Origin of the sequence: Bradyrhizobium sp. USDA 336, assembly GCF_044908355.1 — a bacterium.
GTDB lineage: Bacteria > Pseudomonadota > Alphaproteobacteria > Rhizobiales > Xanthobacteraceae > Bradyrhizobium > Bradyrhizobium yuanmingense.
On record NZ_JBIYDC010000002.1, the window covers coordinates 4,692,568 to 4,707,597 of the forward strand.

The window sequence follows — 15,030 nt, forward strand, 5'->3', positions numbered from 1 at the left end:
CGGCGTTGTTCCGCGGGTCGGAATATGTCTGTAGAAGGCGATGGAATTCGACTCTGTCGGCTCGCTGTGTCACCTCTCCCCGGCGGGGAGAGGTCGGATTGCGCCAGCAATCCGGGTGAGGGGCCGCAGCAATCGGTGAGAGCCTAACCCCTCACCCGGATCGCATCTTACGATGCGACCCGACCTCTCCCTTCGGGAGAGGTGAAGCTCAGAACGTCAGCGCCTTTGCCTGCTTGACCTGAGGCAGGGCCTGCACCTTGGCGAGCACGTCGGCCGGCACCACACCGTCGACCTCGACCAGCGCAATGGCATCGCTGCCGGGCGCGACGCGGCCGAGATGGAACGTGGCGATGTTGATCTTGGCGTCGCCCAGAAGCCCCGCGAACTTGCCGATGAAGCCCGGCTTGTCCTCGTTGGTGACGTAGATCATCGACTTGCCGAACTCGGCGTCGACGCGGATGCCCTTGATGTCGACGAGGCGCGGCTTGCCGTCGGCGTAGACGGTGCCCGAGACCGACCGCTCCTGCCGCTCGGTGGTGACCGTGACGGTGATCAGGCTCTCATAGTCGCTCTGGGCGGCGCGGACGATCTCGTCCACCACCATGCCGCGCTCCTTTGCGACGACCGGCGCGGACACCACGTTGACCTCGCCCAGCATCGGCCGCAGCAAGCCCGACAGCACCGCGGAGGTGATCGCCTTGATCTTCATCTCGGCGACGTGGCCCTCATAGGTGATCTCGACCTTGAGGATGCCGCTCTCGGTGAGCTGTCCCGCGAACGAGCCGAGCTTCTCGGCGAGCGCGATGAACGGCTTCAGCTTCGGCGCTTCTTCCGCCGTGATCGAGGGGAAGTTGACCGCATTCGAGATCGCGCCGGTGAGCAGGTAATCCGACATCTGCTCGGCGACCTGCAGCGCGACGTTCTCCTGCGCTTCGGTGGTGGAGGCGCCGAGATGCGGCGTGCAGATCACGTTGGGATGGCCGAACAGCACGCTCTTGGTCGCGGGCTCCTCGACGAAGACGTCGAAGGCGGCGCCGGCGATGTGCTTGGCGTTGAGCGCATCGACCACCGCCTGCTCGTCGACGAGGCCGCCGCGGGCGCAATTGATCAGGCGCACGCCCTTCTTCATCTTGGCGATCGCGGCCGCGTCGATGATGTTCTTGGTCTTCTCGGTCAGCGGCGTGTGCAGCGTGATGAAGTCGGCGCGCCTGAGCAGATCGTCGAGATCGACCTTCTCGACGCCGATGTCCTTGGCGCGCTCCGGCGACAGGAACGGGTCGAACGCGATCACCTTCATGCGCAGGCCGAGCGCGCGGTCGGCGACGATCGAGCCGATATTGCCGCAGCCGACGACGCCAAGCACCTTGCCGGTGATCTCCACGCCCATGAAGCGGTTCTTCTCCCACTTGCCGGCCTGCGTCGAGGCGTCGGCCTGCGGAATCTCGCGGGCGAGCGCGAGCATCAGGGTGATGGCGTGCTCGGCGGTCGTGATCGAATTGCCGAACGGCGTGTTCATCACGATGATGCCCTTGGCCGTCGCGGCCGGGATCTCGACATTGTCGACGCCGATGCCGGCGCGGCCGATCACCTTCAGCCTGGTCGCCTTCTCGAGGATCTTGGCGGTCGCCTTGGTCGCGGAGCGGATCGCAAGGCCATCGTAATTTCCGATGATCTCGGCCAGCTTGTCCTTGTCCTTGCCGAGATTGGGCTGGAAGTCGACCTCGACACCGCGATCCCTAAAGATCTGCACGGCAGCGGGCGAGAGCGCGTCGGAAATGAGAACTTTGGGTTTGGTCATGGGGATGTGTCCTTCACCGTCCCTGAGGGAGGATCGGCCCGAGGGCCGGAAATGCGTGAGTGACTTGGAAGCTTGTTGGTCTCCCTCTCCCCGTTCTTACGGGGAGAGGGTTGGGGTGAGGGGCAGCCACAGGCGAAGTGCTCGTGGAGAGAGCCCCTCACCCGGATCGCTGCGCGACCCGGCCTCTCCCCGTAAGGACGGGGAGAGGCGAAGAAGAAACTTACGCTGCCTTGGGCAGAGCGGCCTTGGTCTCGGCGAAGGCCCAGTCGATCCACTGCGTCAGCAGCTCGACGTCCTTTGCTTCCACCGTGGCGCCGCACCAGATGCGCAGGCCCGCCGGCGCGTCGCGGTAATAGGCGAAGTCGTAGCCCGCGCCTTCCTTCTCGACGAGGGAAACCAGCTTCTTGCTGAACTCCGCCTGCGCGTCCTCGGACAGCGAGGTGATCGCGGGATCGGTGAACTTCAGGCACACGGAGGTGTTGGAGCGGATCGAAGCGTCCTTGGCGAGGAAGTCGATCCAGGGCGTCTTCGCCTTCCAGTCCGCCAGCACCTTGGTGTTGGCGTCGGCGCGCGCGATCAGCGCCTTGAGGCCGCCGATCGACTTGGCCCAGTTCAGCGCATCGAGATAATCCTCGACGCAGAGCATCGACGGCGTGTTGATGGTCTCGCCGACGAAGATGCCTTCGTTGAGCTTGCCGCCCTTGGTCATGCGGAAGATCTTCGGCAGCGGCCAGGCCGGCTTGTAGGTCTCGAGCCGCTCCACCGCGCGGGGCGAGAGGATCAGCATGCCATGCGCGGCCTCGCCGCCGAGCGCCTTCTGCCAGGAGAAGGTGACGACGTCGAGCTTGGCCCAGTCGAGCGGCTGTGCAAACGCGGCGGAGGTGGCGTCGCAGATGGTCAGGCCTTCGCGGCTCGCGCTGATCCAGTCCGCGTTCGGAACGCGCACGCCCGACGTGGTGCCGTTCCAGGTGAAGACGACGTCGCTCTTGGGATCGACCTTCGACAGATCGGGGATCTCACCGTAGGCCGCATTGAGCTTGGTGACGTCCTTGAGCTTCAATTCCTTGACGATGTCGCTGACCCAGCCTTCGCCGAAGGATTCCCAGGCGAGCGTGGTGACGGGCCGTGCGCCGAGCAGCGACCACAGCGCCATCTCGACCGCGCCGGTATCGGAGGCCGGCACGATGCCGATGCGGTAATCGGCGGGGACCTCAAGCACTTCGCGCGTCAGGTCGATCGCGAGCTTGAGCTTGGTCTTGCCGATCTTCGCGCGATGCGAGCGGCCGAGAGCTGCGTCCTTGAGATTTTGGGCGTTCCAGCCGGGGCGCTTGGCGCAGGGGCCGGAGGAGAAATGCGGCACGGTCGGCCGCGAAGCGGGCTTCGCTACAGTCATGATCTACCCTTCCAGATAGTAAGCCTCCCGTTGGGGGGAGGTGTCCCGCCGCGGCTGATACGGGAATCGGGAAGGTCCGTCAAGGAAGTTCCGGGGCCTCACGCGCCAGTGATGGCGTTTCCGGTGCAATATCGGGGGATTCGACAACAGCGAGCGCATTCAGCAAGTCCGTGGCATCGCTGATCAATTGCGCCGCCTTGCGGCGGCTTCCGACCTTCAAAATGCATTTTTCATTGGCCTGCACGACGTAGTCGTTGCCGACCTTGATCATCGAATAGCTTGTCATCGAAATATCCCGAACCGAGCGAGCCCGGTGTCAGATGCCCCCGTAGCACCCTTCGTTCCTTCATCAATGTGAACGACGGAGCGGTAGTTTACCGGCTCTTAACACGACTGAATGAAAAGCCCGCTTTTCGCCGGCTGCGCAGCGCTCGCGTCGCACTGCCTCAAAAGCGGACAGTCATGCCGACGTGACTCGCCGCAAAGCCGAGCCGCTTGTAGAAGCGCTGCGCATCGACGCGCGTCTGATGCGTGAGCAACTCGACCAGATTGCAGCCGCGCGCCTTTGCTTCCGTCACGGCCCATTGCACCAATTGCTCGCCGATGCCGCGGCTGCGACACTCGGTGGCAACGCGAACATCCTCGAGCAGGCCGCGCGATCCGCCTTGCGAGCTCAGGCCCGGGAGGATCGCGAGCTGCAGGCAGCCGACCACCCTGCCCTCACTCTCGGCAACCACCAGCGTCAGATTCGGATCGCGCGCGATCCGCGCGAATGCGTCGTAATAGGCGGCCGGCAACGGATCCTCCACGCGCTCGCGCGCGCGGCCGAGATGATCGTCCGCGAGCATCGCCACGATCGCGGCGACGTCCTCGCGGCGCGCGGGACGGATAGAGACGGCTTCGGCATTCATGTCAGGCGACTCCGCACCTCAGCGCGCCGGCGGAAGGCCGAGAAACGCTTCGACGTCGCCGATCCAGCGGCGGACGGAGGCATAGCGGCCGAGGTCGAAGCCGCCTTCATGCGCGAGGCGCGTATAGGCGAGCAGCGACACGTCGGCTAGCGACACCTCGTCGCCGGCGAAGAAGCGGCTGGCGGCGAGATGCTGCTCCATGCGGTCGAGCGCCGCATAGCCGCGCTTGACCTTTTCAGGATCGAGCTCGGAGGAATCCTTGCCGAGATAGACCATGAGGAAGCGGCACACGGCGATATAGGGCTCGTGGCTATACTGCTCCCAGAACAGCCATTCGTCCATCTTGGCCGCCGTGAAGGCGTCGCGCGGAACCAGCGCGCTGTCGCGGGCGAGATAGCGGATGATGGCGTTGGACTGGGCCAGCGTGCGGCCGTCGTCGAATGCGACGGTCGGCACCTGGCCGGCGCCGTTCATCTTCAGGAATTGCGGCGTGCGCGTCTCGCCCTTGCGGGTGTCGACCTCGATCCACTGGTAGGGCAATGCGAACTTGTCGCAGACCCACTTCACCTTGAGACAATTGCCGGAATTGCTGTCGCCGTAGATCTTCATCGCTGCCGCCCCACTTTCGGGACGACAGAGCATCAGGACGAAGCGAAGCTGTCAACAAGAAGCGGACGGCTCAGAACTTGTAGCCGAGGCCGAGGCGCGCGTTGTTCAGCGTCACCTGCGTGTTCATGACGGGAGAGAATCTCACATATTCATATTCGATGCGGGCGAACAAGCCGTCCCAAACGCAGTATTCGAGCCCGAGGCCGGCGGTCCAACCCACGGCGTAAGTGTTGGTCCTGTGCTGACCTTGCGTGCCCGACTGCGCAGGAACCGGGCCCCACGTTCCAAGTGTCGTCGTGGTGTTGCCGAAGAAATCCGTCGTCGTCGTGTCCTGTCGCATCGACACGCTGCTGGTCACGGTGCGCGACACGTCCATTCGCCCGACGGCAGCGCCCATGAAGGCATAGGGCATGAAGCTGCCGCCGTCCCAGCCCACGCGGCCGCGGAGCGTCACCATGTCCTTGACCTGGGCCGCCGCGGCACCCGTCAGCGTAACGGCATAGTTGTTGGTGATGCCGGGGGCCCGCACCTCACCAGGCGGGTTGACGATGACGAGCGAGTTGGATCCCGACGTCAATGTCGCCATATTATTGAAGTAGCTGTAGGTGCCCTCGAGACTGAGAACGGCATCATACCATTGCCAGTTGCGGCCGACGAAGCCACCGAAATTGGTGCTTTGAGTGTTGGTCTTGTTCAGCAGCGACCACGTCGAGGTCGGCCCCTGGAGTACGCTGTCGCGGAAGATGTAATTGGTCAGGCCGACCACGCTCTGGCTGAAATCCGTGGCATCTGCGGTATAACCGCCATGACCGCCGACATAGAAGCCATTCCAATTGACGGAGGTCTTCGACAAACCGTCGGCGAAGCCGCCGCGCAGCACGGGCAGGTCCGGCATGTCGGCCGCTTGTGCGGCAGACACCGTCCCCAACATCGCCGCTGCCAACACCAGCCTACGCATCACCACGCTCCATCGGACTCGAACTGTTGCGATGATCATCGCCTGTTAACCTTAACCAATGGTTGCGCCGGGCGCCTTCGGCGCACCTCGCCATGAAAAATACGCAAAGCAAAACGGCGCGGGATGATCCCGCGCCGTTAAGGAGTCCTAACCGATCAGCTTGCGATCAGCCCTTGGTGACCAGCGGCGGCGGCACGTAGGCCGGCGGGCTGTTGAGATCCCAGCGCACGCCGAGCTTGACGTCGTGCGAGGTGATGTCCCTGACCTTGATCGTGGTCGGGCCCGAGGCGCTGTTGTCGAACAGGCGGTAGTTGCCGGGCGCGGCATCGCCGAGGTTCATGTAGCTGTAGGCCAGTTCGACGGTGAAGCCGGGATTGACCTTGTAGGCAAGACCGGCGTGAGCGGCCCAGGCGAGGTTCCACTTTCCGTTGTCGGCGAAGTAGGCGACGCTGTTGTTGAGCAGCGGGCTGTAGGACACGCCGTCGTCGCGGAAGCCGCTGAGCTTGTTGTAGGAGCCGCCGACGCCCGCGCCGATGAACGGCGTGACGCACCACCAGGTGCCGAGGTCGACATAGGCGTTGGCCATCACGAGCCACTCGGACTTGCTGCCGCTGTAGTTGTTGACGCCGACGAAGCCGGGTCCCACGACATTGTCGCTACCGTGCAGATTGGCCTTGCCCCGGTACTGGCCGATGACGTCGGCGCGGAACCAGTTGTTGAAGCGATAGCCGACGCCGAGGCCGAACAGCGGCGAGGAGTCGAAGCCGAGGCCTTCCGTCGTCTTCGAGTACCCGGCCGGCAGGGCGCTCTCGATGCGCTTCGCGCTCTGGTTGGTCATGCCGATGTCGCCGCGCAGATACCAGCCGCCGAAGTCGGCGGGCGGAGCCGGCGGCGCGTACATCGGAGGGGGGGCGGCGATCGGCATATCGGCGGCGAACGCCATCGACGAGATCAGGGTTGCCGCACCCGCGGCAAGGAGAGACTTAACGCTACGCATTGGCTTCGTCCTTATGGCCGGTGAGGCTGAATACGAGCGCCTCACGTTCTGGAAACTCACGGGGGGACGATGCCAGCAAATGTTTAAGCGCCACTTAACCCTAATTTTTAAGGTTGATTTTTTCTCACCCTACACGCGCGCGCCGTGCGAGCGTTGCAAAAATGCCGCGCCAAATGCGACATCGGCGCCGCATTCCCTAACGATGTGTGAAGCCGCAACGCGGCAAGAGAGGATGCGTTAACGCGCGTTTCGCGGCAGATTGGGCAGGAACACCGCGAGCAGCCCGATCGCCGGCAGATAGGCGCAGACCTGGTAGACGAACTCGATCGAGGTGTGGTCGGCGAGCTTGCCGAGCACGGCCGCGCCCAGGCCCCCGATGCCGAAGGCGACGCCGAAGAACACGCCGGAGATCATGCCGAAGCGGTGCGGCACCAGCTCCTGCGCAAACACGATGATCGACGACGTCGTCGAGGAGATGATCAGGCCGATGGCGACGCTGAGCACCGCGCTCGCAACGAGCCCGGCATGGGGCAGCGCCAGCGTGAACGGCAGCGCGCCGAGGATCGAGATCCAGATCACGATCTTGCGGCCGAAGCGGTCGCCCAGCGGACCGCCGAGAAACGCACCCACGGCGTTCGCCGCGAGAAAGACGAAGAGATAGATCTGGGCCGCCTGCGTCGAGACGCCGAAACGGTCGATCAGGTAGAAGATGTAATAGCTCGACAGGCTCGAAACGTAGAGCTGCTTGGAGAACAACAGCACGACGAGCACTGCGAGCGCTACCGCGACACGGCGCGAGCTCGGCGCGCCGGGCTGGCTGTGGACGGGCACCGCTTTCTTCGTCGCGATCTGCGGCGCGTACCAGCGCCCAATGCGCCAGAGAATCAGGATGGCGAGGAACGCGATCGAGGAGAACCAGGCGATGCTGCCCTGCCCGAACGGCACCACGATCAACGCGGCGAGCACCGGCCCCATCGAGGTGCCGAAGCTGCCGCCGAGCTGGAACACCGATTGCGCGAAGCCGTAGCGTCCGCCCGAGGCGAGCCGCGCGATGCGCGCCGACTCCGGGTGAAATACCGCCGAGCCGAGGCCGACCAGCGCGGCGGCGACGAGGATGACGAGATATTGGTGCGCGACGCTGAGCAGCAGCAGGCCGAAGAAGGTCGAGGCCATGCCGACCGCGAGCGAATAGGGCTGCGCCTTCTTGTCGGTGTAGTGCCCGACCACCGGCTGCAACAGCGAGGCCGTGAACTGGAACGCCAGCGTGATCATGCCGATCTGCGCGAAGTCGAGCGCGTAGGCGTCCTTCAGGATCGGGTACACCGAGGCGATCAGCGACTGCATGGTGTCGTTGAGGAAGTGCGAGACGCTGATGCCGGCGAGCACGATATAGGCCGGCCCCGCGGCGGCGGCCGGCGCCACGTCGGCGACGACGACGGGCTCGGCCAGCGTTTCCTCTGAGACAACGACAGGCTTGTTCAAGGCGGCAATCCGGCGCGGCAGATGGCCGCGAGGTGCTGATTACGACGCAAGCGGCGGCGGGACCATCGTCAATCGCAAATGGCTGGGATGCGTATCTTACCCTCTCCGCGAATCCGATATCGTAGGGTGGGCAAAGGCGCCCTTGCGCCGTGCCCACCATCTTTCCGATATGGCGACAGACGCGTGGGCACGCTTGGCTTTGCCCACCCTACGATACTTGTAGCCCGGATGGAGCGCAGCGTAATCCAGGACCTTTATCGCCCGTCGCACGAATCCCGGATTTCGCTGCGCTCCATCCGGGCTACGATCGCGCCTTACGCCGCGGCCTGCCCCAATGCCGAAACGATGGTGTCGACGACGTCCTCGACGAGGTGACGGTCCTCGCCTTCGCCCATGACGCGGATCACGGGCTCGGTGCCGGAGGAGCGGATCAAGAGGCGGCCATGGCCATTGAGGCGCTTCTCGCCGTCGGAGATCGCCGACTTGACGTCGGAATCATCGAGCGGCCTGCCGCCCTTGTGGCGGACGTTCTTGAGGATCTGCGGTAGCGGATCGAAGCGGTGGCACACCTCGGACACCGGGCGGCGCAGCTTCTGCACCACGGCGAGCACCTGCAATGCGGCGACAAAACCGTCGCCGGTCGTGGCGTAGTCGGAGAGGATGATGTGGCCGGACTGCTCGCCGCCGAGATTGTAGCCGCCGTTCAGCATCTGCTCGAGCACGTAGCGGTCGCCGACCGGCGTGCGCACCAGCTCGAGCCCCTGCCCTTGCAGGAAGCGCTCCAACCCGAGATTGGACATCACGGTGGCGACGATGCCGGGACGCGAGAGGCGTCCATCCTCCTTCCAGCTCTGCGCGATCACCGCGAGCAGCTGGTCGCCGTCGACGACATGGCCGCGCTCGTCGACCAGGATGACGCGATCGGCGTCGCCGTCCAGCGCAATGCCGATGTCGGCGCGCATCTCGCGCACCTTCTTCGACAGCGCCTCCGGCGAGGTCGAGCCGCAATCCTTGTTGATGTTGAAGCCGTCGGGCTCGACGCCGATCGGCACCACGTCGGCGCCCAATTCCCACAGCGCCTCGGGCACGACCTTGTAGGCGGCGCCGTTGGCGCAATCGATCACGACGCGCAGGCCCTCGAGCGAAAGGTCGCGCGGCAGCGTGCGCTTGGCGAATTCGATGTAGCGGTCGTGCACGCCGTCGATGCGGCGGGCGCGGCCGAGGCTCGCGCTCTGGGCGAGCCGCTTGTCGAGGGATTCGTCGAGCAGCTGCTCGATCTGCCGCTCGACATCGTCGGAGAGCTTGAAGCCCTGCGGGCCGAACAGCTTGATGCCGTTGTCCTCGAACAGATTGTGCGAGGCCGAGATCATCACGCCGAGATCGGCGCGCATCGACTTGGTCAGCATCGCGACCGCCGGCGTCGGCATCGGGCCGACCAGCAGCACGTCCATGCCGACCGAGGTGAAGCCTGCTACCATGGCGTATTCGATCATGTAGCCGGACAGACGGGTGTCCTTGCCGATCACGACGCGGTGGCGGTGGTCGCCGCGCTGAAACGCAAGGCCCGCGGCCTGGCCGACCTTGAGCGCGAGCTCCGGCGTGATCAGTCCGTTGGCGCGGCCCCTAATCCCGTCCGTCCCGAAATATTTGCGGCTCATATCGTCCCCCAAGCAGCAACCAGGGACTCCCCTCTACAACCACGGGCTGCCCCAACGGGACCCGCATCCCTGATTTGCCGAGGTCTTATAAAGCTATCGCGGCTAACTTGGCTTCAAAAAATATGATGAATCATTACGGAACCGGCGCCGCGACCGCCCCCGATAACACATTGTTAACATTGCAATTCCGGCGTGACCAGCGAAAAGCGGTGGAACTCGCCTTAATCCGAGCGCTTCACATGGCCGTCCGCGCGGCTCGGCGCCGGCTGGGTGACGTTAACGGGATCGGAGCCCGGGAAGGTCTCCTCCAGCCCTTCTTCGAGCGCCTCCTCGAGATCATGCTTCTCCTTGATCTCTTCCGGCGAAGGTCCTGCGTGCGGCTTCGTCATGACGCTCTCCTTGGCACTCTCCTTCCAAAACGTTCTGCAAACGATTTGGCTGTGCATCCAACCATGCTAGATGACCCCGAAATCTTCCGATGCAAGACTGTTTGGTACGTGACGGGCCGGGGAAACGACATGAAGCATATTACCTGTATTGACGATCTTCGCACGCTGCATCGGCGCCGCGTGCCGAAGGCATTCTTCGACTATTGCGACCGCGGCTCCTACGCGGAGGAGACGCTGCGCGCCAACCGCGAGGACATGCAGGCGATCAAGTTCCGCCAGCGCATCCTGGTCGACGTCTCCAAGCGCGACACCTCGACCACGATCCTCGGCGAGCCGTCGACGATGCCGCTGATCCTCGCGCCGGTCGGCCTGCTCGGCATGCAGCACGGCGACGGCGAGATCCACGCCTGCCGCGCCGCGCAGGCCGCCGGCATCCCGTTCACGCAATCGACGATGTCGATCTGTTCAATCGAGGACATCGCCGCCAGCGTCGAGAAGCCGTTCTGGTTCCAGCTCTACGTCATGAAGGACCGCGGCTTCATCAAGGAATTGATCCAGCGCGCGATCGCTGCCAAGTGCAGCGCGCTGGTGCTCACGGTCGACCTGCAGGTGATCGGCCAGCGCCACGCCGACATCAAGAACGGCATGACGGTGCCGCCCGAATGGTCGCTGTCGAAGCTGCTCGACTTCGCCAGCAAGCCGGCCTGGGTCTCCGGCGTGCTGCAGGGCAAGCGCCGCACCTTCGGCAACATCGCCGGCCACGTGAAGAACACCGAGGATCTCAACCGCCTCGCCGAATGGACCGCCTCGCAGTTCGACACCTCCTTGAACTGGAAGGACGTCGAGTGGGTCCGCAGCATCTGGCCGGGCAAGCTGATCATCAAGGGCATCCTCGACGTCGAGGACGCCGAGGAAGCCGCCAAGACCGGCGCGCAGGCGCTCGTGGTCTCCAACCACGGCGGCCGCCAGCTCGACGGCGCGCCGTCCTCGATCGAGGTCCTGCCCGAGATCGCGGACGCGGTGGGCGACAGGATGGAGATCATGTTCGACGGCGGCATCCGCTCCGGCCAGGACGTGATGCGCGCGCTGGCGCTCGGCGCAAAGTCCTGCATGATCGGCCGCGCCTATGCCTATGGCTTAGGTGCCGGCGGCCAGGCCGGCGTCGCCAAGGCGATCGACATCATCCAGAAGGAGCTGCTCACTACGATGGGCCTGTGCGGCGTCAACCGGGTGGACGAGATCGACGATCACGTGATTGCGGTGTGAGGGCGTCTGCCGGGATGCCGCAGCAATAATCACGGTCGTCCCGGACAAGCGCGCCCAAAGCGCGCGCCGATCCGGGACCCATAGCCACAGGCAGGTGTGGCTATGGGGACTCGGAGTGGCCTGCTTCGCGCAACAACTTTTCCCTGTGGTTATGGGTCCGGATCTGCGCTGACGCTTGTCCGGGACGACGGCGGTGTTTGAGGCGGCAGGTGCGCGTCTCGCAGCCCCTCACATCGGCGGCGTCAGGCCGTCGCGGCCGACGCTGACGCGGTTGGTCTCGAACGAGCCGTCGGGCAATTGCTTCATGAAGGCGATCACCTTGGCGCCGGGCTTCAGCTCGGATTTGTCGCCGGGCACGAAGGTTACGACCGGCGTGTCGTCGGCGACGAACACCTTCTTCTCGCCGTCCTTGTACTTGACCAGCAGCGTGTGACCGTCATTGCCGACGACGCTCTCCGCGACGGTCGCATTGGTCATGCTGGAGTTGGGCTTGAGGTCCCAAGGTCGCGAACCTTCCCCGGTGCCGCGCATGCTTTCCGGAAACACGTGCACCTCGACGGCGTTCTGGCTGCCGTCCGGTCCCGGCACGGTGGTGGCGCCGATGAACGAGCCCGGCTTGATGTCAGCGAGTGAAATCTTCGTGACGCCCGACACGTTCACGTCCGAGGCGAGGCGAAGCTTGACCTCTTCACCGCTGCGCGACTTGACCTGCATGGTGTCGCCATTGACGCTTTCGATGGTGCCGCGCACGCGCGTCGGCACCGGCGCTCTCTGGGCGAAGGCGCAGTAGGTCGAGACGACCACCATCGCGACGGCGATCAGTGGACGTGTGAAGGTTGCACGTTGAACAGTCATGACGGTCTCCGTTGCCCCCAGGAATAGAGAACTCCGAAAGACCCTGCGCTATTCTCTCAAGACTTCGTGAGATCGGCATCAACCAATGCGCGCAGCTCGGCGGTGACCTCGGGGCGCCGCCCGAACCACAGCTCGAAACCGCGCACCGCCTGATGCAGCAGCATGCCGAGCCCGTCGGCGGTCTTCAGGCCGCGCGCCGTCGCCGCGGCGAGCAGCGGCGTCACCAGGGGAACGTAGACGAGGTCGCCGACGACGGCATCTTGCGGCAGGCGCGCGAGGTCGACGTCGAGTGAAGGCTGGCCATGCATGCCGAGCGAGGTCGTGTTCACGAGAAGTTTTGCGCGCGGCAGCACGTCGCCGATCGCGTCCCACGGCAGCGGATGCACGTTCGATCCGAACTGTTGTGCCAGCGTCTCGGCCCGCGCCATGGAGCGATTGGCGACATGCACGCAGCTGATGCCGCGTTCCAGCAGGCCGAACACGACCGCGCGCGAGGAGCCGCCGGCGCCCAGCACCAGCGCCGCCTCGGCCATGTCCCAGCCGGGCGCGCTGGCGTCGAGATTGTTGATGAAGCCTTCGACATCGGTGTTGGTTGAGCGCAGCTCGCCGTCGGCGAACCACAGCGTGTTCGCGGCGCCGACGGCCCTGGCGCGGGCGTCGGGCGTCGACAGCGCCAGCACGGCTTCCTTATGCGGGATGGTGACGTTGGCACCGACGAAGCCGCGCAGCGACAGTCGCAGCACGAAATCGCGCAAATCCTCGGGCGGCACCGCCTCGATGACATAGCCGCCCTCGAGATCGAGCGTGCGCAGCCAGTGATGGTGGATCAGCGGCGAGCGCGAATGCGCGGCCGGCCATCCGATCAGACAGGCTGCAGGGGGCTTGGGCGTGGTCATCTTTCCCTCGGGTCGTTTCCGAGGCGATCCATTTCGCGTCGCGCCCGCTCTGTCAAGCGCGCGTGGTCAGCTCGCAGCGGTCTCGTCGGCGGCCCGGCCCTTGATGTCGGAGATGGCGCGCTCGAGGCTCGTGCGGTAGCGCGCGCGCGGCGGCGTGACGCCATGGGTGAGCAGCGCGCGGCGGACCGCGGGCGAGGCCCCCGTGATGAACAGCCGGATGCCTTGGCGGTGCGCCTTGGCGGCGACGCGGCCGATCACGTTGGCCGCGGTAGAATCCAGGAACGGCACCGCGGCGAAATCGACCACGAAGGCCTTACGCCTGTCGGCAATGCCGTCGAGCACGCTGCCGATCGCCGAGGCCGCGCCGAAGAAGAACGCGCCGGTGATGCGATAGACCAGCACGTCGCAGTCGACCGCAAGCGCGGGATCGTAACGCACACGGTCGCCGTTGCCGTCGTCGGGGCGATCATCCGCAACCAGTGGCGTCCGCTCCTCGATGCCGGTCATCTCCGCCATGCGATGGATGAACAGCACCGCGCCGAGCGCGAAACCGACCAGGATGCCCTCGGTGAGATCGCGGAAGATCGTGAGCAGGAAGGTCGCGAGCAGCACCACGGCATCGCCCCATGACGAGCGCAAGAGCGTCGCGAATTCGTGCTTCTCCGCCATGGTCCAGGCCACCACGACCAGCACCGCGGCGAGCGCGGCCAGAGGGATGTAGCTTGCGAGCGGGGCCGCGACCAGCATGAACAGCAGCAGGAACACCGAATGCAGCATGCCGGCGAGCGGCCCGCGCGCGCCGGCGCGGATGTTGGTCGCGGTGCGCGCGATCAGCCCGGTGACGCAGATGCCGCCGAACAGCGCCGAGCCGATATTGGCCGCGCCTTGCGCCACCAGCTCGCAATTGGAGCGGTGACGGCGGCCGGTCATGCCGTCGGCGACCACCGCCGACAACAGCGATTCGATCGCCGCCAGCAGCGCAAACGCGATCGCATCCGGCAGCACCGCCCTTGCCTTCTCCAGCGAGAATGCGGGCAGCGCCGGCGAGGGCAATTCGCGCGGGATGCCGCCGAAGCGCGAGCCGATCGTTTCCACCGGCAACGAGAATATCGCGCACACGAAGGCGGCGAAGACGACCGCGATCAGGATGCCGGGCCAGGAGGGACGCCAGACCCGCAACGAGGCGATGATGGCGATGCTGACGATCGCGACCAGCACTGCGGATGGATTGATCGTGTTGAGGCCGCCGGCGAGCGCGACGAGCTTCGGCACGAACTCGCTCGGCTCCTTCCCCGCGAGCGTGATGCCGAAGAGATCGCGGAGCTGGCTGGCAAGGATGATGACGGCGATGCCGGCGGTGAAGCCGACCGTGACCGGATAGGGAATGAACTTGATGTAGGTGCCGACCCTGAGCAGCCCTGCGCCGATCAGGAACAGGCCGGCCATCATGGTGGCGAGAATAACGCCATCGACGCCGTGCCGCTCCGCGGTCGCCGCGACCAGAACGATGAAGGCACCGGCAGGGCCGCCGATCTGGAACCGGCTGCCGCCGAGCATGGAGGCGATGAAGCCGCCGGCGACGGCGGTGTAGAGGCCGCGGTCCGGCGTCACGCCCGAGGCGATTGCGATCGCCATCGACAGCGGCAGCGCGACGATCGCGACCGTCAGGCCGGCGAAGACGTCGGCGCGGAAATCCGCAAGGCCGTAGCCTTCGCGAAAGACGGTGACGAGCTTCGGCAGATACAGTTCGGCAAAGGTCGGCTGACGCAGCTGGTGCAGCCGTCCTGCCTGATCGCTCGTGATGCTCATGTCAGCAAA

The 15,030-nt window shown here is 65.2% G+C and carries 14 protein-coding genes; 1 reads left to right on the top strand and 13 read right to left on the bottom strand.

The window, feature by feature from the left end:
* Positions 1-208: 208 nt before the first annotated feature.
* The 10 genes from serA to ABIA45_RS22930 all read right to left on the bottom strand — a co-directional run bounded on the left by serA (position 209) and on the right by ABIA45_RS22930 (position 10,195).
* Positions 209-1,798: a phosphoglycerate dehydrogenase gene (gene serA, locus ABIA45_RS22885; RefSeq protein ID WP_404653763.1), complete on the bottom strand. Its 1,590-nt coding sequence runs from the start codon at positions 1,796-1,798 to the stop codon at positions 209-211.
* A 220-nt stretch (positions 1,799-2,018) separates the two neighbouring features.
* Complete coding sequence (locus tag ABIA45_RS22890) at positions 2,019-3,191, bottom strand: phosphoserine transaminase (protein ID WP_157286564.1); 1,173 nt, start codon at positions 3,189-3,191, stop codon at positions 2,019-2,021.
* A gap of 79 nt (positions 3,192-3,270) precedes the next feature.
* The gene (locus ABIA45_RS22895) at positions 3,271-3,477 is read right to left on the bottom strand and encodes a hypothetical protein (RefSeq protein WP_271538957.1); all 207 of its coding nucleotides are present in this window, start codon (positions 3,475-3,477) and stop codon (positions 3,271-3,273) included.
* 160 nt (positions 3,478-3,637) lie between these two features.
* Positions 3,638-4,102: a GNAT family N-acetyltransferase gene (locus ABIA45_RS22900; protein WP_271538959.1), complete on the bottom strand. Its 465-nt coding sequence runs from the start codon at positions 4,100-4,102 to the stop codon at positions 3,638-3,640.
* An 18-nt stretch (positions 4,103-4,120) separates the two neighbouring features.
* Positions 4,121-4,711 carry a glutathione S-transferase family protein gene (locus ABIA45_RS22905; RefSeq protein ID WP_404653764.1) on the bottom strand — a complete coding sequence of 197 codons (591 nt, stop codon included), beginning with the start codon at positions 4,709-4,711 and terminating at the stop codon, positions 4,121-4,123.
* Between the two features lie 70 nt (positions 4,712-4,781).
* Complete coding sequence (locus ABIA45_RS22910; protein ID WP_271538963.1) at positions 4,782-5,669, bottom strand: outer membrane protein; 888 nt, start codon at positions 5,667-5,669, stop codon at positions 4,782-4,784.
* 166 nt (positions 5,670-5,835) lie between these two features.
* The gene (locus ABIA45_RS22915) at positions 5,836-6,666 is read right to left on the bottom strand and encodes an outer membrane protein (RefSeq protein WP_157286559.1); all 831 of its coding nucleotides are present in this window, start codon (positions 6,664-6,666) and stop codon (positions 5,836-5,838) included.
* A 237-nt stretch (positions 6,667-6,903) separates the two neighbouring features.
* Positions 6,904-8,148 (bottom strand): MFS transporter, encoded by a 1,245-nt coding sequence (locus ABIA45_RS22920; protein WP_404653766.1) that lies wholly within the window; start codon positions 8,146-8,148, stop codon positions 6,904-6,906.
* A gap of 314 nt (positions 8,149-8,462) precedes the next feature.
* Positions 8,463-9,806 carry a phosphoglucosamine mutase gene (gene glmM, locus ABIA45_RS22925; protein ID WP_157286558.1) on the bottom strand — a complete coding sequence of 448 codons (1,344 nt, stop codon included), beginning with the start codon at positions 9,804-9,806 and terminating at the stop codon, positions 8,463-8,465.
* A gap of 221 nt (positions 9,807-10,027) precedes the next feature.
* Positions 10,028-10,195, bottom strand: a complete 168-nt coding sequence (locus ABIA45_RS22930; protein ID WP_167361667.1) for a hypothetical protein — start codon at positions 10,193-10,195, stop codon at positions 10,028-10,030.
* A 129-nt stretch (positions 10,196-10,324) separates the two neighbouring features.
* On the opposite strand from ABIA45_RS22930, the gene ABIA45_RS22935 reads away from it, so the two are divergent.
* On the top strand, positions 10,325-11,461 hold the full coding sequence (locus ABIA45_RS22935; RefSeq protein ID WP_157286557.1) for an alpha-hydroxy acid oxidase: 1,137 nt from the start codon (positions 10,325-10,327) through the stop codon (positions 11,459-11,461).
* Positions 11,462-11,689: 228 nt separating this feature from the next.
* Here the strand turns inward: ABIA45_RS22935 and ABIA45_RS22940 are convergent, their stop codons facing one another.
* The 3 genes from ABIA45_RS22940 to ABIA45_RS22950 form a co-directional block, all read right to left on the bottom strand.
* The gene (locus tag ABIA45_RS22940; protein WP_271538969.1) at positions 11,690-12,316 is read right to left on the bottom strand and encodes a hypothetical protein; all 627 of its coding nucleotides are present in this window, start codon (positions 12,314-12,316) and stop codon (positions 11,690-11,692) included.
* A gap of 56 nt (positions 12,317-12,372) precedes the next feature.
* Positions 12,373-13,212 (bottom strand): shikimate dehydrogenase, encoded by an 840-nt coding sequence (locus tag ABIA45_RS22945; RefSeq protein WP_404653769.1) that lies wholly within the window; start codon positions 13,210-13,212, stop codon positions 12,373-12,375.
* A gap of 66 nt (positions 13,213-13,278) precedes the next feature.
* A complete protein-coding gene (locus tag ABIA45_RS22950) occupies positions 13,279-15,021 on the bottom strand; it encodes a SulP family inorganic anion transporter (protein ID WP_404653770.1) in 1,743 nt (580 codons plus the stop codon).
* Positions 15,022-15,030: the final 9 nt, after the last annotated feature.